Below are 16,493 nucleotides of genomic sequence, written 5' to 3'. Positions count from 1 at the left end.
CACCGCCGCCCCCGCACGGCGCGGGCACAATGGCAGGCGTGCCTGAATTGTCGTTGACCGCCCGTCTCACCCGCTCTGCCGCCGATGCGCGACGCGGGGTGGTCCGCCTGCATTCCGAGGCACTGGCGGCGCTCGGGCTGCGGGAGTGGGACGGGATCAGCGTGATCGGGTCGCGCCGCACCGCCGCGGTGGTAGGTCGCGCGCCCGCCGACACCCCCGCCGGAATCGCACTGCTCGACGACGTGACACTGTCCAACGCGGGGATCCGCGAGGATGCCACGGTCGTCGTCGCCCCCGTCACGGTGTACGGAGCCAGACACATCTCGGTGACCGGATCGACGGCGGCGATGGGCGCGATCGCGGAGTCCACGCTGCGGCAGGCCCTGCTGGGCAAGGTGGTGACCGTCGGAGACGCGGTCTCGCTACTGCCTCGCGATCTCGGCCCGGGCACCAGTTCCGCCGCGGCGACACAGGCGCTGTCGCGCACCTTCGCCATCGCGTGGACCTCCGAACTGCTCACCGTCACCTCGACCGATCCCACCGGCGGCCCGGTCAGTGTGCAACCCAACAGTGCCGTGGTGTGGGGCGCCGCGGCACCGACCGCCACCGCCTCGCACGATCCGCGCGGCGCGCTGGAATCCGATGAGCCCGGCACCCGGATGCGCGTGCGGGAACGTCCGTCCGCGGTTCCCGTCGCCGAGCTGGCCGGGGTGCGCGGACCGGCGGGCAAGCTGTCGGAATGGCTGAGCCTGGCACTGGACGAACCGGAATTGCTGCGCACCCTCGGCGCACCCCCGCACCTGGGTGTTCTCCTCACCGGCCCGGCCGGGGTCGGCAAGGCCACGCTGGCCCGCGCGGTATCCACGCCGCGGCGGATCGTGGAACTGGACGGCCCGACCGTCGGCGCGGCCGAGAGCGGGACCCGGCTGCGCGAGATCGGCCTCGCGGTCTCGGAGGTCTGCTCCGGCGCGGGCGGAGTCCTGTTGATCACCGATATCGATGCGCTGTTGCCGGCGGATCCGGAACCGGTCGCCACCCTCGTCCTCGATCAATTGCGCGCCGCGGTCGCCACTACAGGAGTGGCGTTCCTGGCCACCACCTCACATCCCGGCGCGGTCGACAGCCGTTTGCGCGCACCGGATCTCTGCGATCGCGAGGTCGCGCTGACCCTGCCGACCGCCGCGATCCGCGTCGAACTCCTGCAGCAGCTACTGCGCAAGGTGCCGACCGAAGATCTCCAACTCGAGGAGATCGGATCCCGGACACCGGGTTTCGTGGTCTCCGATCTGGCGGCGCTGTGCCGGGAGGCGGCGTTGCGGGCCGCCTCCCGCGCCAGTCGCGACCACACCGATCCGGTACTGACGCAACCGGACCTGGTCGGCGCGCTCGAGGTGATCCGCCCGCTGTCGCGTTCGGGCGCCGAAGAACTCGCGATCGGCACGCTGAGCCTCGACGATGTCGGCGATATGACGGAGACCAAACAGGCGCTCACCGAGGCCGTGCTGTGGCCGCTGCGGCATCCGGATTCCTTCGCTCGCCTGGGTATCGATCCACCGCGCGGCGTTCTGCTCTACGGACCGCCCGGCTGCGGTAAGACCTTCCTGGTCCGGGCGCTGGCCGGTAGCGGGCAGCTCAGTGTGCACGCGGTCAAGGGCGCCGAGTTGATGGACAAGTGGGTCGGCTCCTCCGAACGGGCGGTGCGCGAATTGTTCCAGCGGGCCCGCGATTCCGCGCCGTCGCTGATCTTCCTCGACGAAATCGACGCGCTGGCCCCGAGGCGCGGGCAGAGTTCCGATTCCGGTGTCGGCGATCGGGTGGTGGCGGCACTGCTCACCGAGCTCGACGGCGTGGAGCCGCTGCGGGATGTGGTGGTGGTCGGCGCCACGAATCGACCGGAGTTGATCGATCCCGCCCTGCTGCGCCCGGGTCGCCTGGAACGAATGGTGTTCGTCCCGCCGCCGGACGCCGACGGCCGGGCCGAAATTCTGCGCACCGCAAGCCGTTCCGTACCGCTGAGCGACGATGTCGATCTCGCGGTCACCGCCGCAGAACTCGACGGTTACTCCGCCGCGGACTGTGCGGCCCTGCTCCGCGAGGCCGCCATGTCCGCGATGCGGCGCGACGTGGACGCCGCCGCCATCGGCGCCGCGGACCTGGCCACGGCACGCGAGACCGTGCGACCGTCGCTGGACGCCGGGCAGGTCGAGTCGCTGCGCCACTACGCCGAGCGGCGCGCCGCCGGCTGATCGGCAGGTCTGCCCCGATCACGATCGTTTCACAGGTATTTTCGGCAGGTGCGCACGCACCGCGAGGTTCTGGAGATGATCACGGCGGCCCTGGCCACCCTGGTCGCCGGGCTCTCGTTGATGCTGCCCAACGGCTTCCACTGGACCTCGCAGACCTCGGTGCTGCAACTGGATATGCTCGCCGCCAGCCAACCACGGGCGATCGCCGCGGGCGCGATCGTCGCGCTGATCGTGGCGGTCTTCGCGACCACGGTCAACACCGCCCTCACCGCCTGGGGCGCCGCGCTGTGCGGAATCACGGTGATGTTCCTCGCGCACCTGCTCGCCGAATTCGACGAACCCGCGATCGCACCGTCGACGCTCAATTATCTGGATTCGCTGGCGGGCGGAATTCTGCTGGGCGGTATCGCGGTCGCGGTGCTGCGCGGCTGGTTACAGGTGTTCGGCTGGACGCTGGGCGCACTGTCGGCCGTCGTATTCGGTCAGCTCGGCTCGACCTCGGCGGGCCGAGTGCTCGACGGTGTTCCGACCCCGCCCGGGTGGTCGACGACAGCGGTGCCGCCGCTGTGGCTGATCGTGATCACACTCGTGCTGGTGATCGTCGGCACGATCGTCAATCGTGAACTGGATACCGTGGAGCGACGCTCGGTCGAATTGCCGATGGCGCCGATCGTGGCCGGTCTGGTGTTCGTGATCGCGGGCCTGCTCGATGCGTCGTGGCTTGCCGGTCATGCCGACAGCACCGGGCACATCGCCGTGGCGGCCGCGGTGACGGTGCTCGCCGCGGTCGTCGCCGCGGTCCTGCTGCCCCGGCGTGACGGCGTGCTCATCCTGTCGGCGGTCGCCTTGTCGGCGGTGGGAAGCGCCCTGATTCCCGCGCGGCTGCCGGGATGGTCGGTGGCGCCGCTGGTGATATTGATCGCCCTGGGCATCGTCGCGGGGTTCCGCCGACCGGCACCGATGCTCGCGATGGGGGTACTGGCGGCGATGGCGCTCTACTGCGCGCTGGCGGCGGGGCATCGCGTCGACGGCGGCATTCAGGCGGCGGTCCTGAGCGCGCTGCTGGCGGTGACGGCCGGCTACTGCTTCGGCAGTGCCGCACCGCGATACAACCCGACCCGGGTCCTCGGGGTCGCCATCATCTTCGTCCCCTCGGTGGTGACGGAAGTACGGGATCATCTGGGACGGCAGCAGTTCGTCACCGATCCCGGGCACTGGTACCTCGGCCCGACGCCGGCGCTGAGTTCGCAGACCCCGTACTGGACGGCGCTGGGGATCACCGCGGGCTGCACGGCCGGCCTGGTAGCACTGCGATATTGGCGCAAACCCGTCGCGGCGACCGCCGCCGACGACGAGTCGTGAGGCTGCCGGCCGCCGTGCACCGGCACCGCACACCGGTAGCCGACATATAGCCGTCGCCTCTGGAAAGTCGGAGTGCGGCCCGCGCCCGCGCCGGTCATGCCCACGAAATCACGCAGTCAGCAGTAGGATCGAGCCGCCTCCACCCCGCCGCCGACCGACGGAGTGACGTTTGCTCGCTATCCTGCTCGCCCATGCCCTGGCCGCCCTGCTCGCACCACCCGCCGTGCGCGTACTGGGCAGGCGTGGCTTCTACCCGATCGCACTGGCACCGCTGGCGGGCCTGGTATGGGTGATCGCCAACTGGAACAGCGGGAGCGAGGTCCACATCACCTGGGCGCCCGAGATCCACATGAATCTCGACCTGCGCCTCGACAGCCTGGCCTCGATCATGTCGGTGCTGATACTCGGGGTCGGGGCGCTGGTATTGGCCTACTGCGCCGGATATTTCGACGACGACGATCGACCACGGCTGGGGATCTTCGCCGGATATCTGGTGGCCTTCGCCGGCGCCATGTTCGGCCTGGTCGTCAGCGACAACATGCTGGTGATGTTCACCTTCTGGGAGATCACCACGGTGCTGTCGTTCCTGCTGGTCGGTCATCACGCCGAACAGAGCACCGGGCGGCGGGCGGCGCTGCAGGCGCTGCTGGTCACCGGCGCGGGCGGGCTCGCGATGCTGGTCGGCCTGGTGCTGCTGGGCCAGCGCTGCGGTAGCTATCTGCTCTCGGAGGTAGTGGTCCGGGCCGATCCGCACGACTGGTCGACCGGTATCGCCGTGGTGCTGATCCTGATCGGCGCCGTGAGCAAATCCGCGATCGTGCCACTGCATTTCTGGCTGCCCGGCGCGATGATCGCGCCCACTCCGGTCAGTGCCTACCTGCATGCCGCGGCGATGGTGAAGGCCGGTATCTATCTTGTGGCCCGGCTCGCACCGGGGCTGGCCGAATCGCCGGCGTGGCATCCGATCGTGCTCACCCTGGGCGTGCTGTCGATGCTGCTGGCCGGCCTTCGATCGTTGCAGGTCTACGACCTGAAGCTGGTCCTCGCCTTCGGCACCGTGAGTCAACTGGGATTCCTGCTGGTCCTGGTGGGCCTCGGCACTCCGGAGGCGGCGCTGGCCGGCGAGGCGATGCTCGTCGCGCACGCCCTGTTCAAGGGCTGTCTGTTCATGGTGGTCGGCATCATCGATCACAGTGCGGGGACCCGGGATCTGCGGCGTCTGTCCGGAATCGGGCGCCGGGCACCGGTGCTGTGCACCATCACGGTGCTGGCGGCGCTGAGTATGGCCGGGATCGCGCCGCTGTTCGGATTCGTCGGTAAGGAGAGCGCGTTCTCGGCCGTCCTGAGCGCGGAGAATCTGAGCACGCCGGTCCGCATCGTGGTCGATATCGGGATCGTGGTCGGCTCGATGCTGACCGTCGGTTACAGCGCGCGACTGGTGTGGGGCGCGTTCGGCACCAAGCGCGCCACCGAGGGCGTGCCGGAACCGGAACCGCCCTGGCACCGCCCGGCGGCGCTGTTCGTCGCACCGCCCGCGGTGCTGGCGGCGGCCTCACTGGCCGCGGGTCTGGTCGCGCCCTGGATGGATCGGGTGCTGGCGCCCTATGCCCGCACCCTGCCCGGAACCCTGAACGCCCATCTGGCGCTGTGGCACGGCTGGGGCGCGCCGCTGACCCTGACGCTGATCGCCATCGCCTGCGGTCTGGTCCTGTTCGAAATCCGTGACCGCATCGGCGAATCGTTGCATCCACGACTGGGCAACGCCGACCGGGTCTACGACGCCACCCTGCGCGCGATGGATCAGTTGTCGCTGCGGATGACCGGTGCGACCCAGCGCGGTTCACTGCCGCTGAATCAGGGCCTGATCCTGGTCACCGTCGTGGTGCTGCCCGCGGTGCTGTTGTTCACCGGCGCTCGGGCGCCGATCTCGGTGCGCGCCTGGGATTCCGGACTGCAGGTGGTGATCGGCGCGATCATGGCCGCGATGGCGCTGGGCGCCACGATGATGCGCAACCGCCTCGCGAGTGTGCTGCTGGTCGGTGTCACCGGCTACGGCTGCGGTGTGCTGTTCGCCCTGCACGGCGCTCCCGATCTGGCGCTGACCCAGTTCCTGGTCGAGACCCTGACTCTGGTGATCTTCGTCCTGGTGCTGCGCAGATTCTCCGCGGAGATCGAACCCGATCGCACGGCGGCGCTGAAGGTGCGCCGCGCGATCCTCGCGGCCGCGGTCGGGGTGGCGGTGGTGATCGTGGCCGCATTCGCCACCGCGGCCCGCAGCACCGAGCCGATCTGGCATCGAATCCCCGGCGCGGCCTACAGTTTCGGCGGCGGTAAGAACGCGGTGAACGTACTGCTGGTGGACATTCGCGCCTGGGACACCCTGGGTGAGATCTCGGTGCTGGTCGTGGCCGCTACCGGCGTCGCCTCGCTGATGTTCCGCAGCCGCCGCTTCGGCACCCTGCCGCGGGTCTCCGACGCTCCCGACTACAACCCCGATCCGGACCGGTCCTATTGGTTGCGGGCCAGCCCGCTGGTGGCGCCGCGCGACCGCTCGATGGTCATGGCGATGACCACCCGGATGCTGTTCCCGACCATCATGGTGTTGTCGGCCTACTTCTTCTTCGCCGGGCACAATGCGCCCGGCGGCGGTTTCGCGGGCGGACTCACGGCCGGATTGGCACTGGTCCTGCGCTATCTGGCCGGCGGGCGCTACGAACTGGCCGAGGCGCTGCCGGTGGACGCCGGACATGTGCTGGGCGCCGGGCTCGTCCTGTCGGCGGGTACCGCCACCGGCTCACTGCTGCTGGGCGCGCCGCCGCTGTCCTCGGCGATCATCGAGGTCACCCTGCCGGTGCTGGGGCACATCAAATTCGTCACCGCCATGCTGTTCGACCTCGGCGTGTACCTGATCGTGGTGGGCCTGGTCCTGGATGTGCTGCGCAGCCTGGGTGCCCGGCTCGACACCGAACTCATCGCCGACCGGGCCCGGCGCGGCGGCACGACACCGTCGTCGAAGGGAGGGACGCGATGAGCGCGAACATCACCATGCTGGCCCTGATCGGGATCATGGTCGCCTGCGGGGTGTACCTGGTGCTCGAACGCGCGGTGTCGAAGATGCTGCTGGGTTTGATCCTGTTCGGCAACGCGGTGAACCTGCTGATCCTCACCCTGGGTGGTCCGGACGGACGGCCGCCCATTCTCGGTGAATCCGATCGGCGGCATCACGAACCGGCCGATCCGCTGGCCCAGGCGATGATCCTCACTTCGATCGTCATCACGATGGGACTGGCGGCCTTCGTCCTCGCCCTCGCCTATCGAGCGTTCGCCCTGACCACCACCGAACGGGTCGAGGACGACCCCGAGGATGTGAAGGTCGCCGCGAAGCGGGAAGGCGAGGATCCCGAGCAATGAGCCTGTCCCCCGGCCTGTTACCCGCCCTGTGCCCGCTACCGGTACTGATTCCGCTGCTCACCGCGGCCGCGACCCTGATCGTGGGCCGCAAGGCGCGGGTACAACAGGCGATCTCGGTGGCCGCGCTGACCGCGGGCGTGGCGATCTCCGGGGTGCTGCTGTATCTGGCCGACCGCGACGGTATGGGTGTGGTGCAGGTCGGCGGCTGGGATTCGCCGATCGGCATCACCCTGGTGGTCGACCGCTTGTCGGCGGCGATGCTGCTCGTCTCGTCGATCGTGCTGCTGGCGGTGTTGATCTACGCGGTCGGGCAGGGTATCAGCGACGGTACCGAACGCCAGCCGACCTCGATCTTCCAGCCGACATATCTGATTCTGAGCGCGGGGGTCTCGATCGCGTTCCTCGCCGGAGATCTGTTCAATCTGTTCGTCGGATTCGAGGTACTGCTGGCCGCCTCGTTCGTCCTGTTGACGTTGGGCGCCAGTGCCGATCGGGTACGGGCCGGGGTCTCGTACGTGATGGTGTCGATGGTGTCGTCGCTGATCTTCCTCACCGGGATCGCGCTGGCGTACGCGGCGACCGGCACCCTGAATCTCGCCGATATGTCGGTCCGCATGGCGTCGGTACCGCTGGGGGTGCGCAGCGCGATCTGCGCGGTGTTGCTGGTGGCCTTCGGCATCAAGGCGGCGGTGTTCCCGCTGTCGAACTGGCTGCCCGATTCCTATCCGACCGCGCCCGCCCCGGTCACCGCGGTCTTCGCCGGCTTGCTGACGAAAGTCGGTGTGTACGCGATCATCCGGGTGCACGCGCTGTTGCTGCCGGTCGGCACTTTCGACGGGATCCTGCTGGTCTGCGGCCTGCTCACCATGGTGATCGGCATCCTGGGCGCGATCGCGCAGAGCGATATCAAGCGATTGCTGTCGTTCACCCTGGTCAGCCACATCGGTTATCTGATGTTCGGGGTCGGGCTGAATTCCGTCGCCGGCACCACCGGCACGGTGTTCTACGTGGCGCACCACATTCTGGTGCAGACGACATTGTTCCTGGTGGTGGGGTTGATCGAACGGCAGGCCGGATCGGCGTCGCTGAGCCGGTTGGGCGGGCTGCTGGCGGCCAGTCCCGCACTGGCCCTGCTCTTCGGGATTCCGGCACTCAATCTCGGAGGTATCCCGCCGCTGTCCGGCTTCATCGGCAAGGTGCGCCTGCTGCAGGCGGGCGCCGCCGATGGCAGTGTGCTGGCCTGGATGCTGATCGCCGGTGCGGTGACGACGAGTCTGCTGACCCTGTACGTGATGGCGCGGGTGTGGAGTAAGGCGTTCTGGCGGCCGCGCATTCAAGCGCCGGAAGGCGCGCTGGCCCACGCGACTCCCTCGGCGCTGATCGATGAATCCACCGATGTGCGGTTCGACGACCGCGAGGATCCGGGCCGGATGCCCCGGCTGATGGTGGTGCCGACCGTCGCCTTGATCGCGGTGGGCCTGGCACTGACCGTATTCGCCGGGCCGATTCTCGGGATCGCGCAGCGCGCCGCCGAGGATCTGGGGAATCCGCAACGCTATGTGGAAACCGTGCTGGGGCCGGGAGGTGGCCGATGAACCGGGAACGCTTGGTCCGCGTCGGCGTGCTGATCTGGCTGGCGGTGGTCTACACCGCGCTGTGGGGTAATGCCAGCGTGGCGAATATGCTCGGCGGTCTCGTCGTCGGCGTGCTGATCATGGTGCTGCTGCCGCTGCCGCGGGTGCCGGTGACCGGTGGGCTGCATCTGCTGCCGCTGCTCCAGGTGATCTTCCTGACCGCGTACTACGCCATCGAATCCAGTTTCCAGATCGCCTGGTTCGCGGTGCGGCCGGCCGGTGCTCCGGTATCCGGTGTGTTGCGGGTCCGGCTGGCCATCGGCTCGGATCTGGTGTTGGTGCTGTGCGCCGACGTCCTCAACCTGATTCCGGGCACCATGGTCCTCGAACTGGACCGCGCGACCGGGACGGCGTGGGTACACGTCCTCGATGTCGGCAGCGACGCCTCGGTCGAGGAGTTCTACCGCATCACCCGGCGGCTGGAAGGGCTGCTGGTCCGCGCCTTCGAACGCAAACCACTACCGGAGGAGGCATCGTGAGCCATACTCGCGCAGCCGCTGACGAGGCCGACCGGGCGCGGGTGTCCCGCAAACCACAGGAGGCATCGTGAGCCATACTCGCGCAGCCGCTGACGAGGCCGACCGGGCGCGGGTGTCCCGCCGGCGACAGGAGGCATCATGACGGTCGTCGCGATCGTGGCGGGGGTGCTGCTCGGGGCGGCCGCCGTCTTCACCTCGTATCGGGTGCTGGCCGGGCCGGGCACGCTGGACCGGGTGGTCGGCATCGATTCGCTGGTGTGCATCGCGGCGGCCGGATTGGCGGTGTGGGCCGCGTTCAGTGACGACACCGCGGTGGTTCCGGGCATCGTGGCGCTCGCGCTGGTCGGTTTCCTCGGTTCGGCGGCGGTCACCCGATTCCGGGTTCGGGACGACCGATGAACGCCGTCGATACCGTCCTGAACTGGATCTCGTATGTGGTGATCCTGGTCGGCGCCTTCCTCGCGGCCACCGCCGCCATCGCGATCATGCGCTTTCCCGACACCCTGACCCGTATGCACGCGGCGACCAAACCGCAGGTCACCGGGCTCATCCTGATTCTCGTCGGCGCCGCGATCCAGTTGCGGGGCCATCCCAACGTGTGGATGCTGGTGCTGACGGGTCTGTTCACCCTGGTCACCGCACCCGCCATCGCCCACCTGGTGGGCCGGACCGCCTATCGGGAGCAGCGTCACCGCGACGGCCTGCTGCTGGTCAACGAACTGGGTGACGAGGGCATCGACGACGACTGAGGTCCGCGCCGTGTCAGAGCGCGGCCACCGGTTGCGCGGTCACGGTGACCGGTGTGCGCGCGAACCACATGCGATGGAAGGCCCAGACGAAGCCCGCGAACGCCGCGAGCGCGATGATTCCGGCCGGCAGCGGATAGTCGGCCATCTGCACCGCCAGGTACCGGTACGCCAGCAGCAGCCCGGTCAGCAGGGCGCATCCGGCGCCGACCAGGGCGACACGAGCGCGGTTCCAGCCGCGTTCCGGCGCGCGCAGCACCGATTCGATCGTCAGCGCCAGCACCGCACCGGCGAGCAGATCGGCCCCGTAGTGATAGCCGAATCCGAGCGTCGCCGACAGCGTCGCCAGCAACCAGAAGGCGCCGCCCCACCGCAGCCAGCGCGGCGCCGGCGTGCCGTCGGCGCCGCGGCGCGAATGCAGGAAAACCGCGGTCGCCCACGCGGTGTGCATGGACGGCATGCAGTTGCGCGGGGTGGCGTTGTCGAACGGCAGTGGTTTCGGGTGGTAGTCGACCGGCGGCACGATATGCGGCCAGTAGTCGCCGATCTGCAGGCCGTGCCCGTCCGGCCCGAACGCGAACATCGGCCCGACCACCGGGAAGAGCAGGTAGACCACGGGTCCGACCACACCGAGGACCAGGAAGGTGCGCACCAGGTAGTGGCCGGGCCATATTCCGGTCGCGACGACCTTGCGCAGCTGCCAGGCCGCTACCACCATCGCCGCCACCGGCAATTCGATATAGACCCAGTGCAGTACGCCGTAGACGACCGGTCCGAGGGCTTCGATCACCCGGCCCATCACCCATGAGGGTTCGCCGAAGGCGTGGTCGGCCAGCACCACATAGCGGTCGCGCACGTTCGGACCGGCCATCACCGTGAAATGCAGCCAGACATCGCCGACCTTGGTGGCCAGGATCAGCAGCGCGCCGAGGGCGGCCGCCCGCAGCGCATGACGTTTGTCCGCGCCTTCCCAGCCCAGCCACGCCACCAGCGCGAGGCCGGTCAGGGCGATGACCGCACCGTTGCCGACGGTCATCGGACCACCGGACAGCACCCGGATCAGCGCGCAGACGGCGTCGATGGCGACGGCCACGCCCACGGTGCGGAACCGCCGCCGCCACGACAGCCCGACCAGCGCCAGCGCCAGCCCGGCCCACGGCACCGATACCGATTTCGGCGTCCCGGCGAAGTCCTGCCACAGGCTGTGCAGGGGACCTTCGAAACCCTTGTGGGAGGCCACGATCTGCAGCACGACGAGTGTGGCCGCGACAGCGGCGATCAGCGCCGTCGCCGACAGTTGCGGCGAGACGGTCCAGGTTCGTCTCCGGGGTGCGTCACCACCGAGGTCGGAACGCGGATCATCGAGCAGCACCTGATCATCGTAAACAAGCGATGAACGCCGTCCCTACCCCAGCGGAACCACCGGCGACGAGTGTGACCCGCGCCATGGCCCACAACCTTTCCGTAAGCGAATGCCAATGGCCCGCTGTCACAGTCGGTCCATGTTCACTTGGTATGTCGCCCTGCTGGCGGTCAGCGGGATCATCATGATCGCCCTCGCTTCGGTACGGAACGGGCAGAGCAGCGCGTCCCGCTCACTCAACGGGGTCCTCGGCGCCGTCTATCTGGGTTACGCGGCCTACCTCGCCTTCCTCTTCGACGGCGGCTCGTATCTGATCTTCTTCCAGGCGTTCATCGTGCCGGTGGTGATGGTGGTGAACTTCTTCCGCAACCGGGCGCCGCGTCCGAAGCTGACCGAAACCCAGAAGGCGTGGCGCGAATACCAGCGCGCGAGCCGGCCCTCGTGGGAACGCCGCGGTGGCGCGGCGCGATCCTCCGTCCGCTCGCGTTCTCCTATCATCGAGACATCGGTTGGCGCGGCGTCCCTTCGAGGAAAGGTCCGGCGATGACGACGGTGCTCAGTGGCGCGACACTGTGGGACGGACTGACCGACGCACCCGTCGGCCGCCGTGACGTACTCGTCGACAACGGCCGGATCACGCGGGTGGCCGAACATCTCGCCGCACCGCCGGATGCCGAGATCATCGATCTGACCGGACATACGCTGACACCGGGTTTCATGGACTGCCACACCCACGTCACGGTGACCCCGTCGCTGGTTCCGGCGATCGTGCGGTCGGCGGCCGCCACCGCCCTGGCGAGTATTCCGGTCCTGCGGACGATGCTGCTGAACGGATTCACCACGGTCCGCGATCTGATGACCGCCGATCCCGGATACAACACCCTCGATCTGCGCGACGCGATCGCCGCCGGATTGATCGACGGGCCCCGGATGCTGGTCGCCCCGCATCTGATCTCCGCACGCGGTGGGCACGGAGATTTCAGCGGGATGCTCGGCGATCAGTACCAGGGCCTGCATCGATATCTCGAAATGGCGGCCGCCGACGGCTGCGACGAGATCCGGACCCGGGTCCGCGCCGAGATCCGCGCGGGTGCGGATTGGATCAAATTCGGTGCCACGGGCGGCTTTTCGAGTCCCTCCGACGACCCCACCCGGCCCACCTACAGCCAGGAGGAGATGGATGCGCTCGTCGCCACCGCCCGCGACCTGGGCCGTCATGTCACCCCGCACTGCTACGGCGACGAAGGCGTGCGCCGGGCGGTCCGCGCGGGGGTGCGCAGTATCGAGCACGGCAATCTCGCGAGCCGCGACACCCTGCAACTGATGATCGATCACGGGGTCTATCTGGTTCCCACCCAGTTCACCGTCCTCGACGACGCCCGCCGCGCCGACGACGACGCCTACTGGGCCGACAAACCCGCCTACAAGCGCCGAAAGTTCCTGCGGCACCGCGAGGCTCTGCTCGCCGGCGCCGATTTCGTTGCCGGCAGCGATATCTCGATCGCCTTCGGTACCGACGCCGGTATGTTCCCGCACGATCAGAACTGGCGTGAATTCCCCACCATGGTCTCCACCGGCATCAGCGCCGCCCGCGCGCTCAGATCCGCCACCAGCGTCGCCGCCGAACTGCTGGAACTCGACGATCTGGGTGTGCTGGCCGAGGGCCGGATCGCCGACATCATCGCCATGCCGGGTGATCCGTTCACCGACATCAACCTGACGGGCCGAGTCGATTTCGTCATGAAGGAGGGGGTGGTCTACAAGCGGCCCGATCCGGACACGATCTCGTCGGCGACCCAGCGGGCGACTCCGGGCGGATAGGGATCGGACAGGCCCAGCACGAGGTGGGAGAAACCGGCGTCGACGGCCGCGGCGACCGCGGCACGGGTGGTTTCGGGGTGGTCGTAGGAGACCGGCAGGTGAATCGAGCGGATGATGGTGGCCGGGTCGCGGCCGATCTCGGCGCAGTAGCGGTCGAGCAGCGCGCTGCGGCCGGCGAGCTCGTCGATATCGCCGCCTCCGGGGATGTTCCACAGGTCGGCGTGTTCGGCGGCGATGCGCAGCACCCGTGACGACCGGCCGCCGATCATGATCGGCGGATGCGGTCGCCGCACCGGTTTCGGATTGCCGTACGCGCCGGTGAGATCGACGTAGTCGCCGTGGAAGTCGAACGGTTCGGTCTCGGTCCACAGACGCCGGATGACGGTGAGCCCTTCGGCGAGGGTGCCGATCGCGTGCTCGAGGTCGTGGAAGGGCAGGCCGTGTGCGGCGTATTCCCGTTCGGCCATCGGGTGACCGGGTCGCGAACCCGCGCCGATTCCGAAATCCAGGCGTCCGCCCGACACGATGTCGACGGTGGTGGCGATCTTGGCCAGCACGGCGGGCGGCCGGAATCGGTTACTGGTGACGAGCAGTCCGAGACGCAGCCGTTCGGTCTGCGCCGCGAGCGCCGAAAGCAGCGTCCAGCCTTCGAGAATCGGGCCGTCGGGATCACCACCGATCGGCATGAGGTGGTCGAACAACCACGCGTGCTCGATCTCCGGGACGTCATCGGCGTCCCGCCACACCTCGAGGATGTCGTGGTAGTCCACCTGCATCGGAGCGGTCATGATGCCGAAGCTCGGCCGAGGGGTCCTCGTCATGACGAATCCTTTCGTTCGGTCAACGCCGGCGCAGTGCCGGGTCGAGCAGGGACGGTGGTGTGTCGAACTTCTCCTGCGGAGCGAGATCGACTCCGGGAGCGACGATGTCGTCGATGGCGTCGAGGATGTCGGGCGCGAGCACGGTATCGGCGGCGGCCAGCTGTGAGCGTAGATGTTCGAGCGTGCGCGGCCCGATGATCGCGCTGGTCACGCCCCGATGCGCGGTGACGAATCCGAGGGCCAGCCGGATCATGGTGAGGCCGGACTCGTCGGCCAGTGTCGCCAGCCGCTCCACGGCATCCATCCGCGCCCGGTTCGACGGAATATCGGGGTCGAACCGCTCGGGCAGGACGGCTGCGCGATGGGTGGTGATCTCCCGGTCACGCCGGACCGCGCCGGACAACCAGCCCGAGGCCAGCGGACTCCACGCGAGCACACCGAGCCCGTACTCCTCGGTCACCGGCAGTACGTGAGTTTCGATGCCGCGCTGCAGGATCGAATAGCCGGGCTGTTCGGTGACGTAGCGGCTCAGCCGGTTCGCCCGTGCCGCCCATTGCGCTTGCACGATGCGGTAAGCGGGGAAGGTCGAGGACCCGAAGTAGCGGATCTTGCCCGCGCGTTGCAGATCGGTGAGGGCCGACAGTGTCTCCTCATCGCTGGTGCGCGGATCCCACCGGTGGATCTGATAGAGGTCGACATGGTCCACTCCGAGCCGGCGCAGACTGTCGTCCAAGGCGGTCGCCAGCCAGCGCCGCGAGCTGCCCTGGTGGTTGCGTTCGGTACCCATCGGCGAATTCGCCTTGGTGGCCAGCACGATGTCGTCGCGGCGGCCGGCGATGGCCTTGCCGACCATCTCCTCCGATTCGCCCTGGCTGTAGCGGTCGGCGGTATCGATGACGTTGATTCCGGCCTCGAGCGCGGCATCGACGATGGCGGTCGCGTCGTCCTGGGTGGTGTGCCCGATGGCGCCGAAGTTCATCGCGCCCAGGGCCAGGGCGCTGACCTGTACACCGGTCCGGCCCAATGTGCGGTACTGCATGGGATTCCTCCACGGGTGTGAGTGGTCTTCGAACGCACGATCTGCCATGCTGAAAGCGGAACGACGTTCCGATAACCCAACATACGGAACCTTGTTCCGTTTAGCAACAGGAGGTCGGCACCGCGGTGTCCGAGGTCGAATCAGCGACGCCCGCCCCGAGGAAGCGGGCCGATGCCCGCCGCAACGAGCAGACCCTGCTGAACGCGGCGGCGGCGGCCTTCGTGGCCTCCGGGGTCGAGGTGCCGGTGCGCGATATCGCCAAGCGAGCCGGGGTCGGCGTCGGCACCATCTACCGCCATTTCCCGACCCGGGCGGACCTGATCGTCGCCGTCTACCGGCATCAGGTCGAGGCGTGCGCCGAGGCCGGCCCGGCGCTGCTCGCCGACAGTGACTCCGCGCATACGGCACTGGCGCGCTGGATCGACATGTTCGTCGATTTCCTCATCACCAAGCACGGCCTCGCCGGAGCCCTGCAGTCCGACGACACCGCCTTCCACAGCCTGCACGCCTACTTCATCGACCGTCTGCTGCCGGTCTGCGCCGAACTCCTGGAGGCGGCCCGGCAGGCGGGTGAGATCAGCACCGATATCGATGCGTACGAGCTGATGCGCGGGGTGGGCAATCTGTGCATCGGCGCCGAGAGCGATGAGCACTACGATGCCCGCCGCCTGGTCGGCCTGGTCGTCACCGGCCTGCGCCGGCGATAGCCGAAACCCGTTGCGGCCGAACCGGACCGACGCACCATCGCGGCCCCGGGCTCGGCACGAACCGGGATCACCGGTCAGACTGCAGGTATGGGTGAATACATCGAGGCGGACGGACTACGCACCTACTACGAGGTGCACGGCGAGGGGGAGCCGGTGGTCCTGCTGCACGGCGGGCTCGGTACCGCGGAATCGTGGGCGCAGCAGGTGCCCGAACTGGCTCGGCACTATCGGGTCTACGTGCCCGAACGACGCGGCCACGGCCGCACCGCGGATGTGCCGGGCCCGATCACCTATGCGGCGATGGCGGCCGATACGGCGGCCTGGCTCGATGCGCTGTCGCTGACCGGGGCACATCTCATCGGATGGAGCGACGGAGGCGCGGTCGCGGCCCTGGTGGCCGTCGCCCGGCCGGAGCTGGTGCGCAAACTGGTCGTCATCGGCCAGTACCTGTCACTGGACGGGGAGTGGCCGTCCTCGCGGGCGGCGCTGGACGGATTCGCCGACGACCCCGGCACCCGCGCCATGTTCGAGGGGTTGCACGCGCCACTGTCCCCGAACGGCCGCGACCATTTCCCGGTCGTCTACGACAAGATGATGCGGCTGTGGCGTGAAGAGCCCGAGATTCCGCTCACCGATATCGCGCGCATCACCGCGCCCACGCTGATCATGCAGGGGGACGGCGACTGGGTGCGGGTCGAGCACAGCGCCCTGATCGCGCGCACCATCGCCGATGCCCAGCTGGCCGTGGTCCCCGGCACCTCCCATGCCCTGCCACTGGAGAAACCCGGCGTGGTGAACCGGCTGCTACTGGACTTCCTGGCCGTCGACCAGATCACCCGGATGCTGCCCGTCGGCCACGACTAG

General features: G+C 68.7%; 15 protein-coding genes. 12 read left to right on the top strand and 3 right to left on the bottom strand.

All coding sequences use genetic code 11. The features are described 5' to 3' along the window. Positions 1 to 38: 38 nt before the first annotated feature. The 8 genes from LKD76_RS03115 to mnhG all read left to right on the top strand — a co-directional run bounded on the left by LKD76_RS03115 (position 39) and on the right by mnhG (position 9,881). Complete coding sequence (locus tag LKD76_RS03115) at positions 39 to 2,246, top strand: AAA family ATPase (RefSeq protein WP_227979416.1); 2,208 nt, start codon at positions 39 to 41, stop codon at positions 2,244 to 2,246. A gap of 48 nt (positions 2,247 to 2,294) precedes the next feature. After that, positions 2,295 to 3,608, top strand: coding sequence for a hypothetical protein (locus LKD76_RS03110; RefSeq protein ID WP_227979415.1), 1,314 nt, complete (start codon positions 2,295 to 2,297; stop codon positions 3,606 to 3,608). Between the two features lie 169 nt (positions 3,609 to 3,777). Beyond that, positions 3,778 to 6,639 (top strand): Na+/H+ antiporter subunit A, encoded by a 2,862-nt coding sequence (locus tag LKD76_RS03105; protein WP_227979414.1) that lies wholly within the window; start codon positions 3,778 to 3,780, stop codon positions 6,637 to 6,639. Continuing rightward, positions 6,636 to 7,019 (top strand): Na(+)/H(+) antiporter subunit C, encoded by a 384-nt coding sequence (locus tag LKD76_RS03100; protein WP_227979413.1) that lies wholly within the window; start codon positions 6,636 to 6,638, stop codon positions 7,017 to 7,019. The genes LKD76_RS03105 and LKD76_RS03100 overlap by 4 nt, the downstream gene beginning before the upstream one ends. After that, positions 7,016 to 8,614 carry a Na+/H+ antiporter subunit D gene (locus tag LKD76_RS03095; protein WP_227979412.1) on the top strand — a complete coding sequence of 533 codons (1,599 nt, stop codon included), beginning with the start codon at positions 7,016 to 7,018 and terminating at the stop codon, positions 8,612 to 8,614. The genes LKD76_RS03100 and LKD76_RS03095 overlap by 4 nt, the downstream gene beginning before the upstream one ends. Beyond that, positions 8,611 to 9,132: a Na+/H+ antiporter subunit E gene (locus tag LKD76_RS03090; protein ID WP_227979411.1), complete on the top strand. Its 522-nt coding sequence runs from the start codon at positions 8,611 to 8,613 to the stop codon at positions 9,130 to 9,132. The genes LKD76_RS03095 and LKD76_RS03090 overlap by 4 nt, the downstream gene beginning before the upstream one ends. A 138-nt stretch (positions 9,133 to 9,270) precedes the next feature. Further along, positions 9,271 to 9,531 carry a monovalent cation/H+ antiporter complex subunit F gene (locus LKD76_RS03085; protein ID WP_227979410.1) on the top strand — a complete coding sequence of 87 codons (261 nt, stop codon included), beginning with the start codon at positions 9,271 to 9,273 and terminating at the stop codon, positions 9,529 to 9,531. Beyond that, positions 9,528 to 9,881, top strand: coding sequence for a monovalent cation/H(+) antiporter subunit G (mnhG, locus tag LKD76_RS03080; protein WP_227979409.1), 354 nt, complete (start codon positions 9,528 to 9,530; stop codon positions 9,879 to 9,881). The genes LKD76_RS03085 and mnhG overlap by 4 nt, the downstream gene beginning before the upstream one ends. 13 nt (positions 9,882 to 9,894) lie before the next feature. Here the strand turns inward: mnhG and LKD76_RS03075 are convergent, their stop codons facing one another. Further along, the gene (locus tag LKD76_RS03075) at positions 9,895 to 11,175 is read right to left on the bottom strand and encodes a phosphatase PAP2 family protein (RefSeq protein WP_227985071.1); all 1,281 of its coding nucleotides are present in this window, start codon (positions 11,173 to 11,175) and stop codon (positions 9,895 to 9,897) included. A gap of 205 nt (positions 11,176 to 11,380) precedes the next feature. Here LKD76_RS03075 and LKD76_RS03070 point away from each other — a divergent pair, with 205 nt between their 5' ends. Both LKD76_RS03070 and LKD76_RS03065 read left to right on the top strand, forming a co-directional pair. Then, entirely contained in the window at positions 11,381 to 11,788 is a 408-nt protein-coding gene (locus LKD76_RS03070; RefSeq protein WP_227979408.1) for a hypothetical protein, read from the top strand. Continuing rightward, positions 11,785 to 13,062: a metal-dependent hydrolase family protein gene (locus tag LKD76_RS03065; RefSeq protein ID WP_227979407.1), complete on the top strand. Its 1,278-nt coding sequence runs from the start codon at positions 11,785 to 11,787 to the stop codon at positions 13,060 to 13,062. Before LKD76_RS03070 ends, LKD76_RS03065 begins: the two co-directional genes overlap by 4 nt. Here LKD76_RS03065 and LKD76_RS03060 read toward each other — a convergent pair. Together LKD76_RS03060 and LKD76_RS03055 are read right to left on the bottom strand one after the other, a co-directional pair. Then, positions 12,999 to 13,883: an LLM class flavin-dependent oxidoreductase gene (locus LKD76_RS03060; RefSeq protein ID WP_227979406.1), complete on the bottom strand. Its 885-nt coding sequence runs from the start codon at positions 13,881 to 13,883 to the stop codon at positions 12,999 to 13,001. The genes LKD76_RS03065 and LKD76_RS03060 overlap by 64 nt on opposite strands. A gap of 19 nt (positions 13,884 to 13,902) precedes the next feature. Continuing rightward, a complete protein-coding gene (locus LKD76_RS03055) occupies positions 13,903 to 14,922 on the bottom strand; it encodes an aldo/keto reductase (protein ID WP_227979405.1) in 1,020 nt (339 codons plus the stop codon). Positions 14,923 to 15,047: 125 nt separating this feature from the next. Here LKD76_RS03055 and LKD76_RS03050 point away from each other — a divergent pair, with 125 nt between their 5' ends. Together LKD76_RS03050 and LKD76_RS03045 are read left to right on the top strand one after the other, a co-directional pair. Then, positions 15,048 to 15,629, top strand: a complete 582-nt coding sequence (locus LKD76_RS03050) for a TetR/AcrR family transcriptional regulator (protein ID WP_227979404.1) — start codon at positions 15,048 to 15,050, stop codon at positions 15,627 to 15,629. Between the two features lie 87 nt (positions 15,630 to 15,716). Beyond that, on the top strand, positions 15,717 to 16,493 hold the full coding sequence (locus LKD76_RS03045; RefSeq protein ID WP_227979403.1) for an alpha/beta fold hydrolase: 777 nt from the start codon (positions 15,717 to 15,719) through the stop codon (positions 16,491 to 16,493).

It is taken from the genome of Nocardia spumae, from assembly GCF_020733635.1.
Lineage (GTDB): Bacteria > Actinomycetota > Actinomycetes > Mycobacteriales > Mycobacteriaceae > Nocardia > Nocardia spumae.
The sequence above is the reverse complement of the archived record's forward strand: the minus strand, read 5'-3'. Positions and strand labels throughout refer to the sequence as shown.